Origin of the sequence: Cloacibacterium caeni (assembly GCF_907163125.1) — a bacterium.
Taxonomy (GTDB): Bacteria; Bacteroidota; Bacteroidia; order Flavobacteriales; family Weeksellaceae; genus Cloacibacterium; species Cloacibacterium caeni_B.
On sequence record NZ_OU015319.1, the window covers coordinates 2776149 to 2797551 of the forward strand.

The 21403-nt window shown below is 32.8% G+C and carries 20 protein-coding genes and 1 other RNA gene; 5 read left to right on the forward strand and 16 right to left on the reverse strand.

Annotated features, from left to right (window positions below):
• The first annotated feature begins 185 nt into the window (after positions 1-185).
• The 4 genes from KKQ79_RS12915 to KKQ79_RS12930 all read left to right on the forward strand — a co-directional run bounded on the left by KKQ79_RS12915 (position 186) and on the right by KKQ79_RS12930 (position 2790).
• On the forward strand, positions 186-1586 hold the full coding sequence (locus tag KKQ79_RS12915; protein ID WP_213190485.1) for a hypothetical protein: 1401 nt from the start codon (positions 186-188) through the stop codon (positions 1584-1586).
• A gap of 75 nt (positions 1587-1661) precedes the next feature.
• The gene (locus tag KKQ79_RS12920) at positions 1662-1988 is read left to right on the forward strand and encodes a nucleotide pyrophosphohydrolase (protein ID WP_213190486.1); all 327 of its coding nucleotides are present in this window, start codon (positions 1662-1664) and stop codon (positions 1986-1988) included.
• Positions 1988-2224: a PspC family transcriptional regulator gene (locus KKQ79_RS12925; RefSeq protein ID WP_371463680.1), complete on the forward strand. Its 237-nt coding sequence runs from the start codon at positions 1988-1990 to the stop codon at positions 2222-2224. The genes KKQ79_RS12920 and KKQ79_RS12925 overlap by 1 nt, the downstream gene beginning before the upstream one ends.
• A gap of 59 nt (positions 2225-2283) precedes the next feature.
• The gene (locus KKQ79_RS12930; protein WP_213190487.1) at positions 2284-2790 is read left to right on the forward strand and encodes a GNAT family N-acetyltransferase; all 507 of its coding nucleotides are present in this window, start codon (positions 2284-2286) and stop codon (positions 2788-2790) included.
• Between the two features lie 61 nt (positions 2791-2851).
• Here KKQ79_RS12930 and KKQ79_RS12935 read toward each other — a convergent pair whose 3' ends face one another.
• Positions 2852-3583, reverse strand: a complete 732-nt coding sequence (locus tag KKQ79_RS12935; protein ID WP_069800596.1) for an SIMPL domain-containing protein — start codon at positions 3581-3583, stop codon at positions 2852-2854.
• Between the two features lie 73 nt (positions 3584-3656).
• Entirely contained in the window at positions 3657-4385 is a 729-nt protein-coding gene (locus tag KKQ79_RS12940; protein ID WP_213190488.1) for a hypothetical protein, read from the reverse strand.
• A 273-nt stretch (positions 4386-4658) separates the two neighbouring features.
• On the opposite strand from KKQ79_RS12940, the gene ssrA reads away from it, so the two are divergent.
• Positions 4659-5058: a transfer-messenger RNA gene (gene ssrA, locus KKQ79_RS12945) on the forward strand.
• Positions 5059-5187: 129 nt separating this feature from the next.
• Here ssrA and KKQ79_RS12950 read toward each other — a convergent pair.
• The 14 genes from KKQ79_RS12950 to KKQ79_RS13015 form a co-directional block, all read right to left on the reverse strand.
• Positions 5188-5610, reverse strand: coding sequence for an EamA family transporter (locus tag KKQ79_RS12950; protein WP_213190489.1), 423 nt, complete (start codon positions 5608-5610; stop codon positions 5188-5190).
• 18 nt (positions 5611-5628) lie between these two features.
• Entirely contained in the window at positions 5629-6417 is a 789-nt protein-coding gene (locus KKQ79_RS12955; protein ID WP_213190490.1) for a phosphatase PAP2 family protein, read from the reverse strand.
• Between the two features lie 50 nt (positions 6418-6467).
• Positions 6468-7301: a hypothetical protein gene (locus KKQ79_RS12960; RefSeq protein ID WP_213190491.1), complete on the reverse strand. Its 834-nt coding sequence runs from the start codon at positions 7299-7301 to the stop codon at positions 6468-6470.
• Positions 7270-10335 carry an efflux RND transporter permease subunit gene (locus KKQ79_RS12965; protein ID WP_250131249.1) on the reverse strand — a complete coding sequence of 1022 codons (3066 nt, stop codon included), beginning with the start codon at positions 10333-10335 and terminating at the stop codon, positions 7270-7272. Before KKQ79_RS12965 ends, KKQ79_RS12960 begins: the two co-directional genes overlap by 32 nt.
• Before the next feature lie 4 nt (positions 10336-10339).
• Positions 10340-11266 (reverse strand): efflux RND transporter periplasmic adaptor subunit, encoded by a 927-nt coding sequence (locus tag KKQ79_RS12970; RefSeq protein ID WP_213190492.1) that lies wholly within the window; start codon positions 11264-11266, stop codon positions 10340-10342.
• Positions 11263-12495 carry a TolC family protein gene (locus tag KKQ79_RS12975; RefSeq protein WP_213190493.1) on the reverse strand — a complete coding sequence of 411 codons (1233 nt, stop codon included), beginning with the start codon at positions 12493-12495 and terminating at the stop codon, positions 11263-11265. The genes KKQ79_RS12970 and KKQ79_RS12975 overlap by 4 nt, the downstream gene beginning before the upstream one ends.
• An 83-nt stretch (positions 12496-12578) precedes the next feature.
• Positions 12579-13865: a sensor histidine kinase gene (locus tag KKQ79_RS12980; RefSeq protein ID WP_213190494.1), complete on the reverse strand. Its 1287-nt coding sequence runs from the start codon at positions 13863-13865 to the stop codon at positions 12579-12581.
• 10 nt (positions 13866-13875) lie between these two features.
• Positions 13876-14553 (reverse strand): response regulator transcription factor, encoded by a 678-nt coding sequence (locus KKQ79_RS12985; RefSeq protein ID WP_213190495.1) that lies wholly within the window; start codon positions 14551-14553, stop codon positions 13876-13878.
• 223 nt (positions 14554-14776) lie between these two features.
• A complete protein-coding gene (locus tag KKQ79_RS12990) occupies positions 14777-15946 on the reverse strand; it encodes a hypothetical protein (protein WP_213190496.1) in 1170 nt (389 codons plus the stop codon).
• A 192-nt stretch (positions 15947-16138) separates the two neighbouring features.
• Positions 16139-17083, reverse strand: coding sequence for a toprim domain-containing protein (locus KKQ79_RS12995; protein ID WP_213190497.1), 945 nt, complete (start codon positions 17081-17083; stop codon positions 16139-16141).
• A 222-nt stretch (positions 17084-17305) separates the two neighbouring features.
• A complete protein-coding gene (locus tag KKQ79_RS13000; RefSeq protein ID WP_213190498.1) occupies positions 17306-18544 on the reverse strand; it encodes a primase-helicase family protein in 1239 nt (412 codons plus the stop codon).
• Between the two features lie 30 nt (positions 18545-18574).
• Entirely contained in the window at positions 18575-18853 is a 279-nt protein-coding gene (locus KKQ79_RS13005) for a helix-turn-helix domain-containing protein (protein WP_213190499.1), read from the reverse strand.
• Between the two features lie 80 nt (positions 18854-18933).
• On the reverse strand, positions 18934-19662 hold the full coding sequence (locus tag KKQ79_RS13010; RefSeq protein WP_213190500.1) for a hypothetical protein: 729 nt from the start codon (positions 19660-19662) through the stop codon (positions 18934-18936).
• Between the two features lie 2 nt (positions 19663-19664).
• The gene (locus KKQ79_RS13015) at positions 19665-20906 is read right to left on the reverse strand and encodes a tyrosine-type recombinase/integrase (RefSeq protein WP_213190501.1); all 1242 of its coding nucleotides are present in this window, start codon (positions 20904-20906) and stop codon (positions 19665-19667) included.
• Positions 20907-21403: the final 497 nt, after the last annotated feature.

Sequence of the window (21403 nt, forward strand, 5' to 3'; positions counted from 1 at the left end):
AGTTGATAATAATTGCGTGTAATGGCACTGCTTTTATTATTCTTAATTTTAGACTGCAAAAATAAAAATATTTTTTGAATTGACAAATAGCGTTTTAAGTTTTTGTGAAAGAAATTTTACAGTTTTTGCGTTTTTAGAAACAGTTCAGCTTTTTTCATTAACTTTACGCTTATTTTTAAACTTCCATGAAGACAAAATATTTTCTTTTTTTCGGGTTTTGGTTGGCTCTTTTTGTTATTTCTTGTAACAGAGACGAAATAGAATTTGATGCACCAAGCAAAAAACTCAGATTTTCGGTAGACACTTTGGTTTTAGACACGGTTTATAATCAGGTGAGAAGCGAAACCTATGCTGTAAAAATTTATAACGACGAAAATAAAGATATTTCCATTCCAAAGATTTATCTGGAATCAGGAAATTCTTCACTTTACAGAATTAATGTAGACGGAAAAGCAGGAACGGAATTTACCAATGTGCCGCTTCGTAAAAAAGACAGCCTTTATATTTTTGTAGAAATTGCTCCTATTGCCAATGCTCCAGAAGCGATTGCCGAAGAAAGAATTCAGATAGAATCGCCAGTTGCGAATCAACATGTTACTTTGCTGTCAGTAGTTCAAGATGTAGAATTTTATATTTCTACCGAAAACAGTCCGAAAATTTTAGCAGACAATACTTCTTGGAACAATACGAAAGCTAAAATTATTTACGGCGACTTGAAATTAGCTGATGGAAAATCACTGACTATTTCTGAAGGAACAAAAGTTTATTTTCATAAAAATGCCAATTTGAAAATCGGGAAAAATGCTCAATTGATTGCTAATGGAGATTTAGGAAAAGAAATCATTTTCCGTGGAGATAGAAATGATGCGAGATATGACACGCTTCCTCTCAACTGGGGCGGAATTCAGCTTGAACAAGGTGCAATTGCCAATTTAAAATATGCTAAAATTTTTGGTGGAACCACTGGTTTAGAACTCAATCACGCTTCTGCTACGCTTAAAAATACGATTGTTCATACTTTTCAAGATTTTGGAATTTTAGGAATTAATGCGACTGTAAATGCAGAAAATTTGGTGGTCAACAATTGTGGACAAGCGAATTTAGGAATTTTTAAAGGCGGAAATTATACTTTTTTACATGCTACTTTTGCCAATTATTGGAACTTAAACAGCACTTTGCCGAGTTTTGGAATCTATGCAACTAACGAATATAACAATGGAACTTCTATAGAACAAGGCGCTTTAACATTGAATCTTCAAAATTCTATTGTTTACACCGAAAGAAATAATGCGATACAATTCAAGCCAACTTCTGGACAAACATTTAATTATTTCATTGAGAATTGTTTGGTGAAATTTGACGCAGCAAATGCAGGTTTTACTTGGGACGGAAATACTAAAATTGTGAATTCCATCAAAAACGAAGATCCAAAATTTGAGAATTATTTCACCCAAAAAATGAATTTGAGAGTGAAAGCAACTTCTCCTGCAAAAACCAAAGGAAAGGTTTCCACAGCAGCTTTGGTTCCTCTAGATATTGTACAAGTGAACAGAACTACCAATCCTACTATTGGAGCTTATCAATAAAAAGTTTCGAGTTGTGGGTTTCGAGACACGAGATTATCTCGCAACACGCAACACGTACCTCGTAACAAAGAAATTATGGAAATAAAAATTCTACAAAATCAAGTTGATGAATGGATAAAAACCATTGGTGTTCGTTATTTTAATGAATTGACGAATATGGCAATGTTAACAGAAGAAGTAGGAGAGGTTGCCAGAATTATTGCCAGAAGATATGGTGAACAAAGCGAAAAAGAATCTGATAAATCTAAAGATTTAGGCGAAGAATTAGCAGACGTTTTGTTTGTAACTTTGTGCTTGGCTAACCAAACTAGTGTAGATTTACAAGCTGCTTTTGATAAAAAGATGAAAGTAAAAACCGAAAGAGATTTTGACCGTCATCAAAATAATGAAAAACTGAAATAATGAGAGAACCCAAAATTATTACGGATTTAAGGCACAAAGTAGAACATGAATGGTTCGGAACGCTCACCAGATTTGGGAGTAGACTGGGAATTCCTGTTTCTAAATTGCGTGTGTTTTTCATTTATTCCACTTTTGCGACTGCTGGTTTTTTCTTCTTGGTTTATCTGATGATGGCATTTACACTTTGGGTAAAAGATATTTTTGTCACCAGAAGACCTAATGTTTTTGACCTATAAATAATGGTTTTCATTAAAATCAAAAATCGTAAATCAAAATTTGTAAATCGTAAATAAAAATGGTTTGGTTTGAAGAATTACAAAACCGCAAGAAAATTTCTAAAATTTTCTACCGCTACGAAAAGACTTTTCCCGAAGAAGAAAGACGTAGCAAAGACCAATTTCTAGATTTGGCCGAAAATCCAGACACCTTTGTTTATTCCATTAATCACGAAGATGAAAATATAGGATATTGTGTAATTTGGGAGCTTCAAGAATTTTATTTTTCAGAGCATTTTGAAGTTTTCGAGGAATTTAGAAATCAAAAATTTGGCGAAAAAATTCTAGAAAGTTTACAAGAAAAATTTGAAAAACTGATTTTAGAAACTGAGCCTGATTCACTTTCAGAAACTGCAGAAAGAAGATTGCGATTTTACGAAAGAAATGGTTTTAGCATCATAGAAAAAAATTACCTTCAACCAAGTTATGGCGAAGGTAAATATGCTGTTAATTTATTTTTAATGGCTAATTTCGAACCTGAAAATTTAGAAACTTTAGTTCAAGAAATTTATAGTACGGTTTATTAACACCCCGTTAAAATTAAAGATTTTGACACCACTTTTTCTCAAGCTTTGCCTCAACCTTTACCTAATTCACTTCATATTCTAATTTAATGGTAATACTCGCTTCTTTTTCTTTTGATTGAGTATTATAAGTTCCGCCGTAAGAAAAATCTTCATTGGAATTAGGCGCTGTAATTTGGATCACACCCATGGTTGCTTTTTTAAGATTTCCTAAATCAGAACCTGCATTTTCTGCAATTTTTTCGGCGCGTTCTTTAGCATCTTTAGTCGCATTAGCAATCATTTCTTGTTTTACTTCTGCGAGTTTGGTGTAAAAATAATTCGGTCGAGAAGAAGTGAATTCTATTCCTAGATTAATAATTTCAGTGATATTTCTAGATAAATTTTCAATTTTTGCCACATCTTTACTTTCTAATGAAACCGATTGAGTTAACTGGTAACCTGCGAAAGTTTGGTGACTGCTTCCATTAGCGTCTGAAACATAATTGTATTGCTTCTGAATATCTACCGCCGAAAAAACGATTTCGTTTTTAGGAATTCCTTTAGAAATCAAATAGTTTTCGATGATTTTTCGATCGTTGGAAAGTGCATCATAAGCTTGTTTCAGTTCAAAACTATTTCTGGAGAAGTTTCCGCTCCAAGTGATGAGGTCTGAAGTGAATTTTTTGGTTCCGAGACCGGTAACAGAGATGGTGTTTTCTGATTTGTTTCGGTTTTTGATGGCGCTTCCTAATAAGCCAAGCCCAATGATGAAGCCTAATGAAGCAACAGCAATGGCGATAATGTTTTTGTTCATAAAATTGTGATTTTAGGTGATGATTTGATAACTTTAAATTTACGAAAAATTATACATCAAATTCAATTCCATACTACTTTAACTTTCTAAAATCATTGATTTTTATTTCTGCTTGTTTTCTGAACTGAGCAATATCGCTTCCTTTGAGATAACCATATTTATAAGCGTTTTTTAAATCTAAACTGCTCATTACATGAAAAATAAAGCCTGAAATTTCACTTTTTTTTAGTCCTAAATCTGTAAAATAATCTTCGCCAAGAATTTCTAGAAAATCTTCGGCTAAATCTATTTGGTCTGCTTGATTAGACACTTTACCTACAGAAAAACCTTCACCTTTAGGTTGTACAAATTCGCCTGCTTTTGGTTTTAGTATTAGAGGATCAGATTTTTGAGTGATGTATTTTGCAATTTCTTTATTGAGTTTTACTTTTCTCACAGATTCTACTCTACTTGCATCTTCTTTTAGATTGCCTGTGAGTTTGGTTTTAATTTCTACTTCTTCTATTTCTACTACGGATTTTATCAACGTAATTTTTATAGAATTTTTAAAATCTTCGGATTTTACGGAATAGGTAATTCTATCAAATTTTTGTTTTACGAATCGCAGTGCATCATTGTTTTTTGCAGAAATCATAAAATTTCCATCGCTGTCTGAATAGGCTTTTTCGTCTATTCTAGTGTTGAGGATTAGAACTCCAGATAATTCTATGTTTTGTTCTGAGGTAATTTTGCCGAAAATGTATTCTTGAGCATAAAAAGAATGGGCGAAAATGAATAAAAAGAGAAGTAGAGTTTTCTTCATGGGTTTTGATTAGCAGCCTCAAAATTATTTTGAAATTTGATTGCTGAAACAACTTTAACCGAGATTAACTTTTTTATGAGTTTTTAAGAAGGAAATTTTCAAAATTTGGTTAAAAAGTTCTAATGATAACGGAATAGCGCCCACGATAGAAGCGGAAATCCTTTTTTGAAAAAAAAGATTGCAACGGATAGCGTGAATTTGGCGCCAATATAAAAGAAATACAGAATTAAAATTTAGGTACATTTTTTGCTTATATTTGCATACTTAAAAATTGGGGTTGACTGGTTTCGACAGCAAGACCAATGGGTAAGTAAGCATGCAGAGAACCGTAGCGCGATCTCTTTAATCCCTTGCTACAGAATTTAACTGGCAACGAAGAGTTTGCTCTTGCTGCTTAATCCGAAGCTTAGTAGGATTAGCGTTTTTCCCGAAGTATAGTAAGGAAACAAGATGTCTCCCGAAAGTTCTGTTCTGCGACGTTCGATTCCGAGGCATAGAAAATGCGGAAATAAGTCCCGAAAAACTTCGGTTCGGGAACGAAAATTTTAGAAGATAAGCGTAAAGTTGGCTGTTTGCTGTCTGCTTTACGACGAAAACCAATAGCAAAATAAGCATGTAGAAAGCTTGCGTATTGCTTGTTTGGACGAGGGTTCGAATCCCTCCAACTCCACAAAAAATCCTGTAAATTATTGATTTGCAGGGTTTTGTATTTATAGGCGCTAATTTAGGTGCTAATTTAAATTATTCACATTAGGTTATAAAAATTTATTTAGAAATTATTTTTGATTATTTTTTTTGCTTCTTATTTCAAGGTTAGCACCAACAAGCCCCCAATAATTAAGCAAGAACCCAATGCCATCTTCCAAGTAAACTGCTCGTTTAAGAAGATAACGGATAAAATAATTGTCATTAGAATACTTGCTTTATCAATCAGTGCTACTTCTGAAACATTGCCAACTTTTATGGCTTTGTAATAGAATATCCAAGAAAGCGAAGTAGTTAGAGCGGAAATACCCAACAACAAAACATCTTTTTTAGTTAAGTTTGAAAAGTCTTTCATATTGTTGGACAAAAAAATATTGAGCCACACAAAGACAAACACAAAAATTGTTCTAACTGCAAGACCTGTATCGCTACTCACATTTTTTAAACCCGCTTTTGCAATAACAGAGGTTAGTCCTGCAAATACCATCGATATAATGGCAAATATTTGATATTGTTTCATTGAAGCACAAAAGAGTTTTTAAAAATTCAACACCAAACCAACACCTGCTTGTTTTCCGTTGTAAAATGGCATTGCCATTCCGCTGTACTTTTCGCTTTTATCTTTAAAGATTTTTTCTTTCATCCAAGGATAAATCCAATAGGCAACTTTTGTACTCAAAATGCCGAAACCTGCACCTGCAACTACATCTGAAAACCAATGTCGATTATTGTACATCCTGAATAAACCCGTTCCTGTCGCTACTACATATCCTGCAATGCCATACCAAGGCGAAACATCTTTGTACTCTTGATACAAAAATTCAGCTCCCATAAAAGCATTTGCGGTATGTCCTGAAGGAAAGGAATTATTGGAAGAACCATCAGGTCTTTCCACTTTTGTCCATTTTTTCAAACCGAAAACAGTTCCGCTCATAATCACATAAGCTGTTCCTAAAATTATGGTTCGGTCTTTAAAGTTATGTTTCCCTTTTACACCCAAAGCATTCAAGGCATATACTGAAATAACCGGTGTATATTGCGAAATATCATCAATGGTAAACTTTTCATCAATATGCTCGTTGACTTCTTCTCTAATCTCGAGATTAAGCGATTTTAGGTCATCACTTTCTAATGCAATTAGACCATAGCCAATCAACGCAGAAGGAATGATTAATTGCTTGTAAGAAAATTTCAACTCTTTTGATACATCGAATGAACCCTTCTTAATGCTATCGTTAGTGTACTGATTAATACTGTCTGCAACTTGCTGAGCGAAAGCGAAACGAGAAATAAAAACTAAAAAAATAACGACAAATAAATTCTTCATAATCTACAAAACGGGAAATTAATAATTTTAGGATACGGTGGATTCAACTTTTATTTGCTAACACAAACTACTTTTCCTTGATCGTCAAAAATGACTTCTTTCGAAGTTTTACCTTTTGTAACATCCACTAAAAAATGGGTGCTTTTATCTGCCATTGTTAGTTTTTCGATTTGTTTGGATGCGGTGTAATCTGCGAAATCCTTTTTCAAAACATCATTGATTATTGCAGGTGCTACTGAGAAATCTACATCTTCTTCTAATTGAATAAATTTCCAATCGGGCGAAAAAATCAGGGCGTAGTCAGTTGCATTTGCTTTTTTTATCACAACTTCTATCGCATCTTCTCCTGTACACATTGGGTCGTGGTCTGCGGAACCAATCGTATATCCGCCAAAATTAGTATTGACATAATCTCGCACGCTTTGAGGCAATGACGCAACATCAACATTTTTACTATTTTCAGTTTCGTTCTCGTTGTCTTCGTTCGATGTTTCCGCCTTTTCGTGACGTTCGTCCTTTTGTTCTGTTTTTTCGTCTTGGTCTTCGTTGTGTTTTTTGTTTTCTACACAAGAAGTAATTGTCAATAATCCTGCTACCATCATTAATGATAGACATTTTGTGGCTGTGATTTTTAAATTCATTTTGTTGGTATTTAAAATTAATAATATCAAAGTTGCAATCTGATTTTGTAGAAAATTAGAATTTTCGGAATGCTGATGACGCTGATTGTGCAGATTGGACTCTCCCGCAGAACTCGCTGATTTTCGCAGAAGTTTATTTGCATTTTCTGCATATCTCTGCGTACTCTGCGGGATATTTTCCTCCGCTGAACTCGCCGATTTTCGCAGAATTTTAAATATCTTTTTCTGCGAGTTTCTGCGCATTCAGCGGGATATTTTCATCAAAATTGATTTGATTGAGTAAGGTCGGTAAAACAATCAACAAGAGCGGAATTGCGACTATAAAACCACCGATAACTGCAATGGCTAAAGGTTGGTGCATTTGTGCTCCCGTTCCAATTCCTAAAGCTAATGGCATTAACGCTATTATTGCTCCAATTGCGGTCATTAATTTAGGACGTAATCTTGTACTGATGGCATAAATAATGGCGTTTTGTTTTCCTTTTTCTTTGATGCTTTCGTGAAATTGCAAGTAGGTAAAAATGGCGTTCTCACCGATAATTCCGACCATCATAATCAGTCCTGTATAACTGCCCACATTTAAAGGAGTATTGGTTAAGAATAGTAATAAATAACTACCCGAAATTCCCAAAATAGAAACCAACAGAATAACCAACGCTACTTTTATATTTCGGAACAAAAACAGCATTACACTAAATACCAATAATGAGGAAATGCAGAGTATCATCAATAATTCTTTAAAGGATTGTTGTTGCTCTGCATACGCACCGCCATAGACAATACTGTAACCTTGCGGTAATTTTATTTGAGCTTCAATTTTCTTTTGAATTTCTTGAATTGTTCCACCTAAATTACCATTATCCAAACGTGCGGTTACAATGCCCAAAGTCTGTAAATCTTCCCGATTTATCTCTGCACTACCGCCTGCAACTTGTACTGTCGCAAATTCCTTCAAAGGCTTTCGCATACCGCTTGGCAAAGCAATCATCGAATTTTCGATTTCATTTAACGAAGCATTGGAATTGTTGCTGTACAAAATTCGGATGGGTGTGTATTGGACATTATCGAAAATATTCCCCACCACATTTCCTTCCAATAAAGTTTGCACCTGATATTGAAAATCGGTTGGCGTAATATTGTATTGCCCCAAAGTAGAAAGATTAGGTGTAATTTGTATGGATGGTCCTGCAATAACAATCCCGTCAAACACATCGGCAGTACCATTCACTTTACTTACCACGTCTGCCACTTTTTTGGAATAATCCTCAATGGTTTTTTGGTCAGTACCGAATATTTTTATTTCAATCGGTTGTACACTACTCATTAAATCGCCCAACATATCGCCAATGACCTGACCAAAATCGACCGTTAAAGGCAATCCTGTTTTTTCAATTTTAGCTCTGATGTCATCGGTCACTTCATCAGTAGTTTTATTTCTACTTTTCTTTAACTGAATTAAATAATCGCCACGATTGGGTTCGGTAATAAAAAATCCCATTTGTGTACCTGTTCTTCGGCTATACGTTTCCACTTCAGGAACTGTTTTCAATATTTTTTCAACTTCCCGAAGCTCACGGTCGGTTTCCTCCAAAGAAGTTCCGGGTGGCGAATTGTAATCTAAAACAATACTGCCTTCATCCATTTCGGGTAAAAAACCGGTGCTGATTTTCGGAATAATTAAGGCAGAAGCCACAATCAAAACAAGAATAAAAACATAAGACAAAATCGGTTTTCGGATAAAGAAGCCCACCCATTTTCTTTCTTTCACATCGTGATGAGAAAACTTATTTTGCTTTATGATTTTCGTAAGAGCGAGATAAACAACAGGCAACAAAATCCAAGTAGCGAAGAAAGAACAGATTAAAGTAATAATCATTGTGTCAGTCATCACTTTAAAATAAGCACCTGCAACACCTGTCATCAACATAAAGGGAAGAAAAATAACAATAGTGCTGAGTGAAGAACCGACTATTGCTTTCAACAAATAATTGATTGCCTTTTGCACCAATTCCTTACTCGAAACTTCGGGATGTTCTTCGTGTGTTCTGTGGATTTGTTCAACGATAACAATAGCATCATCAATAATCAATCCGATGGCTGCTGCAATCGCTCCCAAAGTCATAATATTGAAGGTTTGACCTGTAGCATACAACACCAATAGCGTTAAACTCAATGTAATCGGAATGGTGAGTAAAATAGTGACACTCGCAATCCAAGAACGTAAGAAAATAATGGCAACAATAATCGCTAACAAAAGCCCAATCCAAAGGGCATCGGTTACACTTTTTACGGAATCGTTTACAAAATCTGCCTGATTATAGTAAGGCTTGATTTCAACATCTTTGGGTAAAGATTTTTTTAAATCATCTATCTTCAACAACATTGCTTGAGAAAGGTCAACTACGTTGGCATCGGGTTGTTCCACCACTGCAATCAAAATACTTTCTTGACCATTGGCGTTGACTTTTATGTATTGTTTGGCTTCGTGAATATTAATATCGGCAATGTCCCTAAAATAAATAATACGGTTGCCATCGTTCTGAATGACTAAATTTTGAAGTTGGTCGAGATTTTTTAATTGGGTATTAGTCAGCGTTAAATATAAATAGCGATAATCGGAAGAATAACCGTTGGATTTGATGAAATTAGTGCCATTAAGAGCTTGCGAAATTTTATCAGGCGACAAACCCAAACTCGACATTATATCGGGTTTCAACACTGCCCAAAATTCTTTGTCTTTTCCGCCAATCACACGAATATCACTAACACCTTTTACTTGCGAAAGAAAAGGTTTGATGGTATATAAAGCCATTTGCTTTAGCTCAATATCAGAAACGGAAGACGAAGTGAGCGTAAATCCCATCACAGGCAAAATGGAGGGATTCATTTTTTCGACTGTAATATTAATATCGGCAGGAAGCCGGTTTTTGATTTGATTGATTTTACCCTCAATTTGTTGTTGGCTAATATCAATATTGGATTTCCAACTCATAAATGCAGAAATCTCGCAACTGCCACGGCTTGTCGTGCTTTTAATCACTTCCAAATCGGGCACTTGTTTGATGGCATTTTCCAAAGGTCGCGTAACCATTACCGTCATTTGGTCAACAGGTTGTTGACCTGCATCGGCAATGACTTTTATTTTAGGAAAAGTAATTTGCGGAAATAAGGCAGATTTGATTTTTGTATATGAAAAAACGCCGCCCAAAATCGTGAGCAACACCAGTATCAATAACGGATTTTTGTATTTAACGTAAAAAGATTTCTTATCCATCATTGCATTATTTTTCTATTTTAACAGATGCGGTATCCGATAGACCAAAATTTCCTGAAGTCAGTAATCTGTCCTTAAGACTGATATTGTTTGATTTTAACTCTACCCATTTATCATTTTCCAAACCTTTTTCAATAATTGTTTTTACAGCAGTTGTATCATTAATTAATTTCATTACCCAAAATTCAGATTGAACGTCATCAGTCAAAACAGACGATTTGGGAACAGCGATGCCACTTTTTCGGTCTTTGGTCAAGGCAATTTTTGCGATAAGATTTTCAGGAATTTTTCCGCCATTGTTTACTTTCACTAACACTTTTTCAGTCTGCGAAACAGGGTCAACATTGGGCATTATCTTCGCCACATATCCTGATAAAATTCTATTGTCAGGAAGCAAAACATCCAAACGATTACCAAGATTGACTAACTGATTATATTCGTAAGGAACGTTCATTACAAAACCGAAGCTGCTTTGGTCGGTAACACTTGCCAAGACTTCGCCATCCTGCACGTAATCGCCAATCTGGTGATTCAGCATATCAACATAGCCACTACTCGGACTTTGTACGCTGCTTGTACCCGAAAACCGAAAACTTTTGTCCAACTTATTGATGGTATTTCCCAAAGCTCGGGCTTCTTTTGTCTGTAACATAAACAAGGTTTGACCACGCCCAACTTGGTCGGCTAATTTGATGTTGACTTGCGTGATATAGCCCGTTGTATTGGCTTTGATATCGGATTTTAAAAGATAAGCTGCCGTTGCATTCAGCGTAATACTTTGGTCTAAAGAAACGGTATCTGTGGCATAACCAATTTTTACAGGTGTTTTTGAAGCAACTTCAGGTTCTTGAACAGTTTCCGTTGCTGCTTTATCGTTTTTACACGAAATAAAACCAATAAAAAACAGAATGGAAATTATAGGGACTATTTTCATAGAATTAAGTTTTGAAGATTGTTGAGTAAAATATTTCTTTGTAATTCGTTTTGGATAATACCTGTTTTTAAAATCAAATAATTATTGATAGAAAGAATGAAATCCGTTACTTTTACATCGCCTGTTGGCACTTGTTTCAAGTTGGCTTCAATTAATGTTTTTGAATATGAGAGCTGTTCTTTTGCCATTGTAATCATCTTGTCATAATTGGCAATTTGCTTTTCTATCATTGCTTTTTTCTGTTGGTATTGCGTTTTGTTAAACTTATAAAATTGCTTTTGGTTGTCCAATTGAATTTCGTTTTGTTGCAGTAACATTTTTTTCTTCTTGCCATCATAAATAGACACTTTCAAACTCAAACCTACACTATACCCAAAGTTTTTGTAAGGTGTAACCATAAGTGAAGATGAATAACCACCGTCAGCATAAGCCGAAAGTTTGGGTTTGTAATCTAACTCGATAATTTTTTTGTCGTTGACTAATTTCAGACTGTCAGTTTTGTAAGTGTCTGCGTAAATACTATTATCATAATCAGGCGGGAAAAGCGTTGTGAAATCGGGTGCTTCCAAATTTTTTGTCTGAACATCCTGAATACCTGCCAAATAATTCAGCTGACTGTAATTGCCGTTCCATTCATTTAACTTTTGTTGTAAAGCCAACTTGTTTTGCTGATAATTCACTTTGAAATTCAGATAGTCCGTTTGTTTAAAAACAGATGCTTGCGTTAGCTTTTTCAGAATAATATCTTCCTGCTCAAAAAGATGAATAATTTCCTTCAGGACTTCATATTCCTTTTGATTGCTGTATGCAAATAAATACTGTTCTGTTATTAATCTTTTCAGCGTTAAGGCATCCAATTTTCTTTGATTTTTCAATTGCTCAATTGCGATGGAATAAATCTGAGTACGGGTTTTAAGATTGTCTTTTCCGATAATATCTTTTGTAACCTGCACAATCCCCGAAAGACTTTGCCCATTTCTAATTGCATTATCATAACCCCATCCTTTAATAACAGGTGTGTACGAAGCATCGCCCAAAACATTAACATTGAAACCATAATTTGCTTTCAGCATCAAACTGTCTAAAGCTGCAATTTTGATATTGTTTTGGGAAGTTTTGAGAAGCGGACTGTTTTGCTCCGCAATTTGCTGATAATCTTGAAGTGTGTTTTGGCTGAAAACACTACTATTTATAAGCATTAGCCAAAGTATGAATACGATTCTTTGCATAATCCTTTGTTTAAATGAAATGCAAAATTTTTTTACATTTCACGGACAAAAGTGCAACTGAACTTTGAAAACTTTTTGAATTTTTAGAATGCTATAGAAAAAATATGGCGATTATTTTCAAATTGATATGAAATATTCCAATGATGGAATTGAGTAATTTTTTCAACGATTGACAAACCTAAACCACTTCCGCTTTTCTCCTGTGAAAGCTGGATAAAACGTTTGAAAACCAAATCAGAGTTTAAAGATTTATGACCTGAATTGGATATTTGTAATGAATTTTTGGAAAGCTCGATATTAATATTTCCTTTTGATTCAGTATAACGAATGGCGTTTAAAAGTAAATTATTAATCAAAACTTCTACTAAACCATTATTGCCTTTTATTGTAATATTTTGGTCAATTTGAGTGTCAATTTTCATTTCTTTTTGCTCAAAATATTCTTCAAATATCAAGATACTTTGATTCATTAATTCTGTTAGATTAATAATTTCGGTATCATCAAATTGATGGCTTTCAATTTTTGTTAAAAGTAAAAGATTTTTATTAATTCTGGAACTTCTGTTGAGGGCAGTATGCATTTCTTCTGCAATATGATATTGCTTTTCCGTTAATCCTTCGCTTTGCAATAGAATATCCAATTTGTTTTTTAGAATCGCTAAAGGTGTTTGCAATTCGTGTGAGGCATTTTCTGTAAACTCTTTTTGAGATTTGAATACATTAACGTTTTGAGCAATCAGTTTTTGAAGTGAATCATTTAGTTCTGTAAACTCTAAAGTATCGGTTGGTTCAAATATTAATTCAGTCTGCTTTGTGAGGTTAAATTTCTTTAATTGAGCTAAAGTATTTTGAAATGGTTTCCAAATAGAGTTGGATAATTTTTTGGTCAATAACAACAATCCAACAACGATTAAAATAAAGAAAAAAACCGTCATAATGATAATAACACCAATGGTTTCACCCGATTCTTCGATATTGGTTTGTGTGGTAAGACGGTACGGCTTTTTGTTAATGTAAACAACTGTTGAAAGGATGCGGAAACGGTCAGGTTCTTGGGATTGGATAAAAATATTTTTATTGGTTTCGGTATATATTCTATTTTTCAAATCATCGTCTGAACCAACTTTTTGCAATTTTGAGTTGGGTTGAACTTGATTCCATAGTTCAATGTTCTTTTCAAGCTCAACATCAGATAATTTTAAGCGGTTAAAATTATATTGTACGGCAAAGGCAGCCATTTTATTATGTTCGTCTAATTCACTTTTCCAAATATTATCAATCACAAAATAATAAACCGGAACACTTACCATAAAAATGATAAGTACATAAATAAGAAACGGCTTTATGGTTTTATTTAGTAAAGGCTTCATAAATCATATTTTAAACAACCTCCCATTTATAGCCTGTTCCGTAAACTGTTTTCAGGTAAGTTTCGCACCCTGCTTCGGACAGTTTCTTTTTTAGATTTTTTACGTGGGCATATACAAAATCGTGGTTATCCAACATATCCGCAAAATCCCCTGAAAGATGTTCTGCTAAAGTACTTTTTGAAAGCACACGATTTTTATTTCCAATAAAATAAAGCAATAAATCAAATTCCTTTTTTGTGAGAATAATAGGCTTATTGTTTGCTGAAGCTGTTTTTGCTAATAGGTCAATCGTTAGTTCATTTTGCTGAATGATATTGGTATTGTCAAATTGCTTTCTTCTGATGATAGAGTACACTCGGGCTGCCAATTCCGATAAATGGAAGGGTTTTGTGAGGTAATCATCCGCACCAATTTGCAAACCTTTTATTTTATCTTCTAAAGAATTTTTGGCAGAAATGATAATAACACCATCCTGTTTTTGTTGTTTTTTGAGTTCTTCTAAAATTTTAAGACCATTACCGTCTGGCAAAGTAATGTCCAACAAAATGCAATCGTAATTAAAAATTTCGATTTTATACATCGCTTCGTGAAATGTCGCAGCCTTTTCGCACAAATAATTTTCTGTAGAAAGATATTCGGCAATGCTTTTAGCCAATTCTTTTTCGTCTTCAATAATGAGAATCTTCATAGTACAAATTTATTAATCAATTTTGAAGGAAATTAGAAGCTGAATATCAATAGCAATATAGATTGATTAATTCAATATTAACAGCTTTTACCGCATTGTTTTGGGATTGTTGTATGAGATGAAGAATGTCTAAAAATTTTGAATCCATGCTTAATTCTATGTTTTACAAATTTAGAAATAATTTTGCTGAAGTTTTATTTCAATTGATTGTACAATATTTATTCTATCTCCTACTTCCAAAGTTCTGTTTCTCTTGGTTTTTCTTTTCATTTTCAAGTTTTTGAGTTTGCTTTTCGATGATGTTTTTACTCAGTAGAGAATATAGTATTTTGTTGCGTTGAGCATCCTTAAAAACCTCTTCCAAAGCCGAATCTGGGATTTGATTTTCTTTCGCACATTTCTCCACAATTTCTATCAACTTGTCTTGTATTTCGTCTTTAGAAAACGTGTGAATATTCGGAATTTTTATACTTTCTTGCAAAATGTTTTTTTTAAGCGTATTCTCAATCGATTCCAAATATTTTTTCTTTTCAACAGCAAAAACAGTTTCACTGGTTAAGAGCGCAGAGTTTTTGCTTTTGAAAAAGGAAACTTCTTTTTTTAGACTTTCAATTTTGGTATTGAGTTCTGCAATTTGTTTCTCTTTGAATTCCAGTTCTGTTTTATTTTTGAGAAGTTGAATGTTATTTGTTTTGATTGCCTTTTTGTAGTTTTCAATGGTTTTGTCTGTTTTTATTTTCTGAAAACCGAGAAAATCGGATTCTTTTACAATTAAATCTTCAGATTTTTTAGATTCCATCTCTTGATGCATTTGGCTGTATCGTTCTTCCAAAATTTTCAAATCTTCTTCTTTTTTTCTGATTTTAAATTCAACTGCTTCTAATCTTGCTAACGAACCTGAAATACCTCTTTCCATTTCCAAACATTCCGCCGCTAAATCCTGCATTTTGGAATAATGAAAAGATTGATGTTTCAGCGTTTTGCCTGTATCCAAATCCTGCCAATCTGCCACCAAATGAGCGTGGTAATTAGATTTCCATTCTTTGGTGTCTTTATCATAATGTCCTTCATCTTTGTGAATGGCAATCTGAAAAATTCGGATTTTAAGTTCTTCTTCCAATCTTTTTGAAAGGTTGTGCAAATCCTGCATTGTGTTATTTTCTTTAATCACAACCACAGCTTCCCGAATTGGCATTGCATTTTTTTGTAATTTTCTGCCTGATTTTTCTTTACAGTAGGCTTCTATTTTTAACAGTCGGTCTGCAATTTTTTGTTCCATCCAATATTCATTTTTAGGAGTTAAATCTTTGCGGATATAATCAAATGATTTTTTTCTAAAATTATGAATTTCGGAATCAGATTTTGACGCTTTGAAATTGATTGATGTCTTCATTTTTATTAAATTTGATAATGATGTAACCTGTGTCTTTTTTACTCATGTTACCTAATAACCTGTATCTATTTTATACAGGTTAAAGCCTCGCAGAGCGAAGAAGAAACTTTGTTGGGAGAGAATCGACCTTCAAAGTTGCGAATGAGCTCCTAACTTTTGCCGATAGTTGGTGAAAAATAACCGCACGCAGTATCAGCGTTTTCTTTTGTAAGTTTGATATATTTCACTTTCTTCTTGTTCTTGTTTTGATTTCAAGTCTATCTGCTGTTTTTTTTCGATTTCAGTGTTGTTTTTGAATTGTAAATAGTCGTTCAAATCTTTATGAAGAGCATAAATTTCAGAATGATTTTTGGCTTCGGGAAATGATTTCAGAATTTCATTTTTACAAGTTTCGCCTGCTTTATCATTGTCTAAAAACAAATGGATTTCGGAATAAATTTTTAAATGTTCTTTGGTTCTATTCAACAATGAAATAGAATTCATTACCAACAAATCGCCAATGAAGAATGGTTTCATCTCCACAAAAGACAAAGCATCCATAAATCCTTCAAAAACGACAATTCTTTTCCCTGTTTCATTTTGATTTTCATTATTGAGATTTACAATTGAAATATCTTTCTTCTGTAATGAACCTTTGTAAAATGAATTTCTAAGTTCCCAACCTCCAGAAAAATTTTCAAAACCTATAGCGTAGAGTTTCTTTTCTCCAATGGTAAAATGAATTTCTTTAACTAACGGATATACTACTTTTGAAAGTCCTCTTTGATGAAGATAGCTTTTAAGATGTTCGTTTTGGAGTTTTTTGATTTCGGTGATTTGATAATTTGGTTTTGAATTTATTGAATGAATAACATTCTGCTGTTGAAAAGAAGAAAAATTTTGCTTTTCTGCCCATTCTAAAACTTCTTTTACTGATTCGTTTAGATATTTTTTCATAAAATCGACATTGTTTCCGCCAATTCCTTCGGAGTGTAAATACCAATAATTCAGATTTTTATTAATTTTAAAAGAGGCTTGTGTTTCTGTGTAAAAAGGATTGAGAAACCAAGCTTCTTTTTCATTTTGTTTTGTTGGATGGTGTCCGAGTGAAACAAGGATTTCTTCCAACTTTACAGAGTTGAATTGTTTGCAGTTCATAGATGAAAAATGTTAGGGTTTAATTTTCGCAAATATTTTGATGAATTGATGAGACAGCCGTATATGTTGCTGTATTTTAAAAGATTACATTCTCATCAAAGACTCATCATCTCATCAAACTTCAAATTTTTTGCTCATCAGTTTCTCATCAAAAATCAAGTTTTTATATTTTGATGAGAGTTTTGATGAGATATAAACCATTGATTTTGTTTTCATTATCAATTAATTCATCATTTCATCAAATTTTTGAAGAATGAAATCTTTTTTAATAGTGAAATAGCGTCCAGTTTTATTATTTTGATAAAAACTTCCTGAATAATCAATGTCGTATTTGATGTATGCCAAAGAATTATTTTGTGGTTCAAGTTTCCATGTTTCTTTTAGAAGCTTTCGGATGTCGTTTACAGTCCAATAATGGTTTCTGAACATTCTTCCGAGCATATTGAAAATATCCTGCGGAATGACTTGGATTTCATTTTCTTCGGTACTCTCAAAAAACTCATACAAGAGCTCAATAATTTTTGATTCAAGTTTGTTATTGTTTTTCCAAACCAATTTTTGTAACGCCTTTGTTCTTATCTCAGAATCAGTAAACCACATTCGGGTTTGTTTCTGGCTACAGAACGATCTTTGAATCAGATAGCGAAGGAAATAGGGAATTTCTTTAATTAGGTTTTGAAGGAATTCAGTATTCTCTGTTTTTATAGATTTAACTTTGATAATCCAGAACCGAATTTCTTCTTCATCAATCTGAATAAAATTGTCTTCATTGTTGGAACAAAGAATGAATTTTCCAAAAAATTCAACTTCCTCACGATCTTTTCCTTTCGCTTCTTTCTTATCTTTATCTGTTGTGGAAAGGTACTTAAGGCGCTCAGTAATCTCTTTTTTGTCGAAAAACACCTCATCAATAGCTACAATGAGCATTGAGGCCCAATCTGAATTAAATTGACTGTTAAAGGAATCTCCTTTAATGTAAGTCATATTCAACCCGAAAATGGATTTGAGCCATTTGATAAAAGTGGATTTTCCCGTAGAACGCTCTTTGCTTACCAAACATAATATTGGAAGCATTTGGGTAGGTTTTTCAAGCAAGATTTTGATGTAATCCAAACCCAGCTCAAACTGTTCTCCAAAAATATGTTCCATAAAGTTCAGCGAAAACTGAATTTTTTCTTTGAGAGCATAAGAATTCAAACTTTCTTCAATCGGTTGATAAGGAATTTTATTGTACATGTTGTAAAATCCTTCGATTATTTTTTCATAATTCAAATGACTGGGGATACAGCAAAAACCGTCATATTTCGGAATTTGTGAAAGATAGGTTTTTCCGTAGTCGCTGATAATGGTTTCTCGATTCCAGCGAACCAAGATGGAAATTTTATCGCCTGAAATCAAAGGTTTTTCTATGGTTTTATAGTAGGTAGTGCCTACTCTTAGGTAAGGAATTTCTGAGGTCATTTTTTTTTGTTTTAGTTAAAACTTATTCGCCTATCTTTTATATTTAAGCGATTTGACCTCGTTTAAAGCATTCATCAAATCCAAATGGTTGACTCTGTAAAATCTTCCTATTTGTTCTGCTTTGATATTGCCTTTTAAAATGTGTGAGCGTACCGTCTGGTAATCGAGTTTTAAAATATCAGAACATTCTTTTATGGAATAGAATTTCTTTTTTAACTCGATTTCAGGTTCTTTCTTTAGGGAATAGAGTAAGTCTTTTACTTCTCCTAATTCATCCAAAATGGTTTGGAATGGATTGGTTGTTTGCATAGAATTGATTTTTAAAATTTCTATGCAAATATGAACGGATTGTGTTTTTAATCTATGAATTATAGTAAATTCAATGAAATTTAATATTTTACCATAAGTTCTTTTGATAAATCATCAAATAATTTTTTCTCTTCGTCTTTAGTAGGATATGGCATTCCGCTTGAAAAGGAAGATGGGGAAATTTCAAAATCAAAATCGTCTTTTAATAATTTTATAATGTTAATATTTTTTACATTTTTTATTACCCCCTTTTTTTTGAGAAACGTCAGTACTCCAGAAAAGAAAATAACGGATATGTCAAATTTGTTATTTTCGTCTAAATAAGAATTATTTTTCATTACGAAAATGAATTTGTTATAATTTTCCTCACTTGAAAATATCGACACAAAAGAATTGTTGGGTTTTCTTTCCCTGTATAAAAGGAAATAAAGGAATAGCGTTTTCTCTGCTCCTGCCAAAAAGTTGCCCTGCAATTTCATTAGATTTGAGGAAGTCAATTTTTGTGATGATTCCTTCCTGTATTGTTTCAAACAATAGTTAATCTTATCCTGAAAATTATGACTGTTGAATTTATCAATTTCCTTGAAATGGTAGCTGAAAAAATTATCCAGTTTTTCATATTCGATAAGAAACTCGTTTTTATTCTTTTCTGTCAGTGTCATTTGCTCGGCTTTCCGTCTTGCTTTTTCTATTCTTTCAGAAAGCATCTTTTGAATTTTATCTCCTTTGATCCAATAATAAAGCATCATTGGATAACTAACAAGTTCTTCCCATATATACCAGTGTCCGTATAATTTCTTTTTATCCATAGTTATTTGAAAACTTCATTCATATAATTCACTTTATCTTCTTCGCTAGGACGATAATAATTATTGAAAACTTCTAAGCTTCTATGCCCTGTATAACTCATAATCACTTTGTCTGGAACTCTTTTGTTTTTCATTATTGTAATAAAACTTCTTCTGGCGGTATGGCTGGATATTCTTTCCCAAAACTCAGATTTTTTATCTATCAATTCATCGCCATATCTCATTGTCTTTTTTATTTCATCCGTAAACGCCATTTCCTGAAAAACTTCCTTTATAAATTTGTTCATTTTTTGATTGGAAATACTTGGAAGTGCATAATCATACTTTTCTAAAATCGCTCGTGAGATACTGTTCAATGGAATTGAGAGATTTTTAGTTTTGCTTTTCAAATCGACTACACGAATAAAATCTCCTTGAATATCTTCTTTTGAAATACTACTGTAATTTCCAAAACGCATCCCTGTAACACAACCCAAAACAAATAAATCTCTTACTCTTTCTAATCGTTTATTTTTGTTGAAATCGTAATTGTAAATCTCTTCCACTTGCTGATAGTTTAATGCAATTTCATCTGTCCTGAATTTTGATGGCTTTTTGAAATTGAGAAAACTATTATTGTATGTATATTTCTTTTCAAAAGACCATCCTAAAAAGGTTTTTAACAGTCCAACATTACGATGAACAGTATTTGCCGAATGCTTCTTTTCTTCAATACAGTATTTAAGAAATTTGTTATAAAGTTTTTCATCAAAATTTCCGAGTGTAATTTTAACTTTATAATCTTTTTGGAAATCTTCAAGCAAAGTCTTGTTACATTTATACCTTTTTAGTGTCGAAATAGAGATTGCATTTCCTGTATAATCGTTTTCTTTTTCATTTAAAAAATCCTGATAAACTCTAAAAAAATCACTTTTGACAGTTACCTTCTTAAAATGTTCATCAAATCTTTGTTTAATTACGTCCGTGGTCAGTTCTTCATTAATATTCTTATAACGATTAACTATCTCAGTGAAAAAACCACTATATCTATCTAATTGCTTTTTAATACTTCTGTGATTTTCTGCTTTTTGAGTTCTTCCATTCAAATCATTTGGCTGTCTATTTTCAAAATCCCATTCAGATGGTTTTATTTTTTCTCCAGTAGAGTAGATGAAATTCTTATTTTCATTCCCAAAATAAGAGCGGAAATAAATAAGGGTTTGCTTTTCGCTGTTAGGTTCTTTGAGTTTAAACGTTGAATTCATTAGGTGCTAAAATAGGTGCTAATATTTATATAATTAAGCATAAAAACAATATATTTTTATTTATACAAATATATATAAAATATTGGTAAATAGCATATTTACATAAAATTAGATATAATGAATTTAATAAGGTTCATTTTCCTCCAACTCCACGAAAATTAAAACGCTACAAAATCATTTGTAGCGTTTTTTTATTTCTTAACTTTGAGGAAATTACTGAAAAATGAATAACAAGTTATAATTCATTTTCTCGGAAATTCCCTTAAAATTTTGGTGAAAGATTAAAATGAAAAATTTTAAAAATTCAATTTTATTATTATTTATTCCTTTTCTATGTTTTGCTCATGGAGAAGAAGCACTTTATTTTTTATTGATAGAATTTATAATAAATTGATAATTTTTGTTGGAATATTGTTTTTAAATACGCATTGGAAAAGAAAATTGTTTCTAATTGCGGTACTTTTCATCTCATATTTACTTTCCTTCTTTTTGGTAAA

Bases quoted from the DNA above. Each gene is read 5' to 3' on its own strand.
- KKQ79_RS12915 (WP_213190485.1), top strand. From the start codon at position 186: ATGAAGACAAAATATTTTCTTTTTTTCGGGTTTTGGTTGGCTCTTTTT.
- KKQ79_RS12920 (WP_213190486.1), top strand. From the start codon at position 1,662: ATGGAAATAAAAATTCTACAAAATCAAGTTGATGAATGGATAAAAACC.
- KKQ79_RS12925 (WP_371463680.1), top strand. From the start codon at position 1,988: ATGAGAGAACCCAAAATTATTACGGATTTAAGGCACAAAGTAGAACAT.
- KKQ79_RS12930 (WP_213190487.1), top strand. From the start codon at position 2,284: ATGGTTTGGTTTGAAGAATTACAAAACCGCAAGAAAATTTCTAAAATT.
- KKQ79_RS12935 (WP_069800596.1), bottom strand. From the start codon at position 3,583: ATGAACAAAAACATTATCGCCATTGCTGTTGCTTCATTAGGCTTCATC.
- KKQ79_RS12940 (WP_213190488.1), bottom strand. From the start codon at position 4,385: ATGAAGAAAACTCTACTTCTCTTTTTATTCATTTTCGCCCATTCTTTT.
- KKQ79_RS12950 (WP_213190489.1), bottom strand. From the start codon at position 5,610: ATGAAACAATATCAAATATTTGCCATTATATCGATGGTATTTGCAGGA.
- KKQ79_RS12955 (WP_213190490.1), bottom strand. From the start codon at position 6,417: ATGAAGAATTTATTTGTCGTTATTTTTTTAGTTTTTATTTCTCGTTTC.
- KKQ79_RS12960 (WP_213190491.1), bottom strand. From the start codon at position 7,301: ATGCGCAGAAACTCGCAGAAAAAGATATTTAAAATTCTGCGAAAATCG.
- KKQ79_RS12965 (WP_250131249.1), bottom strand. From the start codon at position 10,335: ATGATGGATAAGAAATCTTTTTACGTTAAATACAAAAATCCGTTATTG.
- KKQ79_RS12970 (WP_213190492.1), bottom strand. From the start codon at position 11,266: ATGAAAATAGTCCCTATAATTTCCATTCTGTTTTTTATTGGTTTTATT.
- KKQ79_RS12975 (WP_213190493.1), bottom strand. From the start codon at position 12,495: ATGCAAAGAATCGTATTCATACTTTGGCTAATGCTTATAAATAGTAGT.
- KKQ79_RS12980 (WP_213190494.1), bottom strand. From the start codon at position 13,865: ATGAAGCCTTTACTAAATAAAACCATAAAGCCGTTTCTTATTTATGTA.
- KKQ79_RS12985 (WP_213190495.1), bottom strand. From the start codon at position 14,553: ATGAAGATTCTCATTATTGAAGACGAAAAAGAATTGGCTAAAAGCATT.
- KKQ79_RS12990 (WP_213190496.1), bottom strand. From the start codon at position 15,946: ATGAAGACATCAATCAATTTCAAAGCGTCAAAATCTGATTCCGAAATT.
- KKQ79_RS12995 (WP_213190497.1), bottom strand. From the start codon at position 17,083: ATGAACTGCAAACAATTCAACTCTGTAAAGTTGGAAGAAATCCTTGTT.
- KKQ79_RS13000 (WP_213190498.1), bottom strand. From the start codon at position 18,544: ATGACCTCAGAAATTCCTTACCTAAGAGTAGGCACTACCTACTATAAA.
- KKQ79_RS13005 (WP_213190499.1), bottom strand. From the start codon at position 18,853: ATGCAAACAACCAATCCATTCCAAACCATTTTGGATGAATTAGGAGAA.
- KKQ79_RS13010 (WP_213190500.1), bottom strand. From the start codon at position 19,662: ATGGATAAAAAGAAATTATACGGACACTGGTATATATGGGAAGAACTT.
- KKQ79_RS13015 (WP_213190501.1), bottom strand. From the start codon at position 20,906: ATGAATTCAACGTTTAAACTCAAAGAACCTAACAGCGAAAAGCAAACC.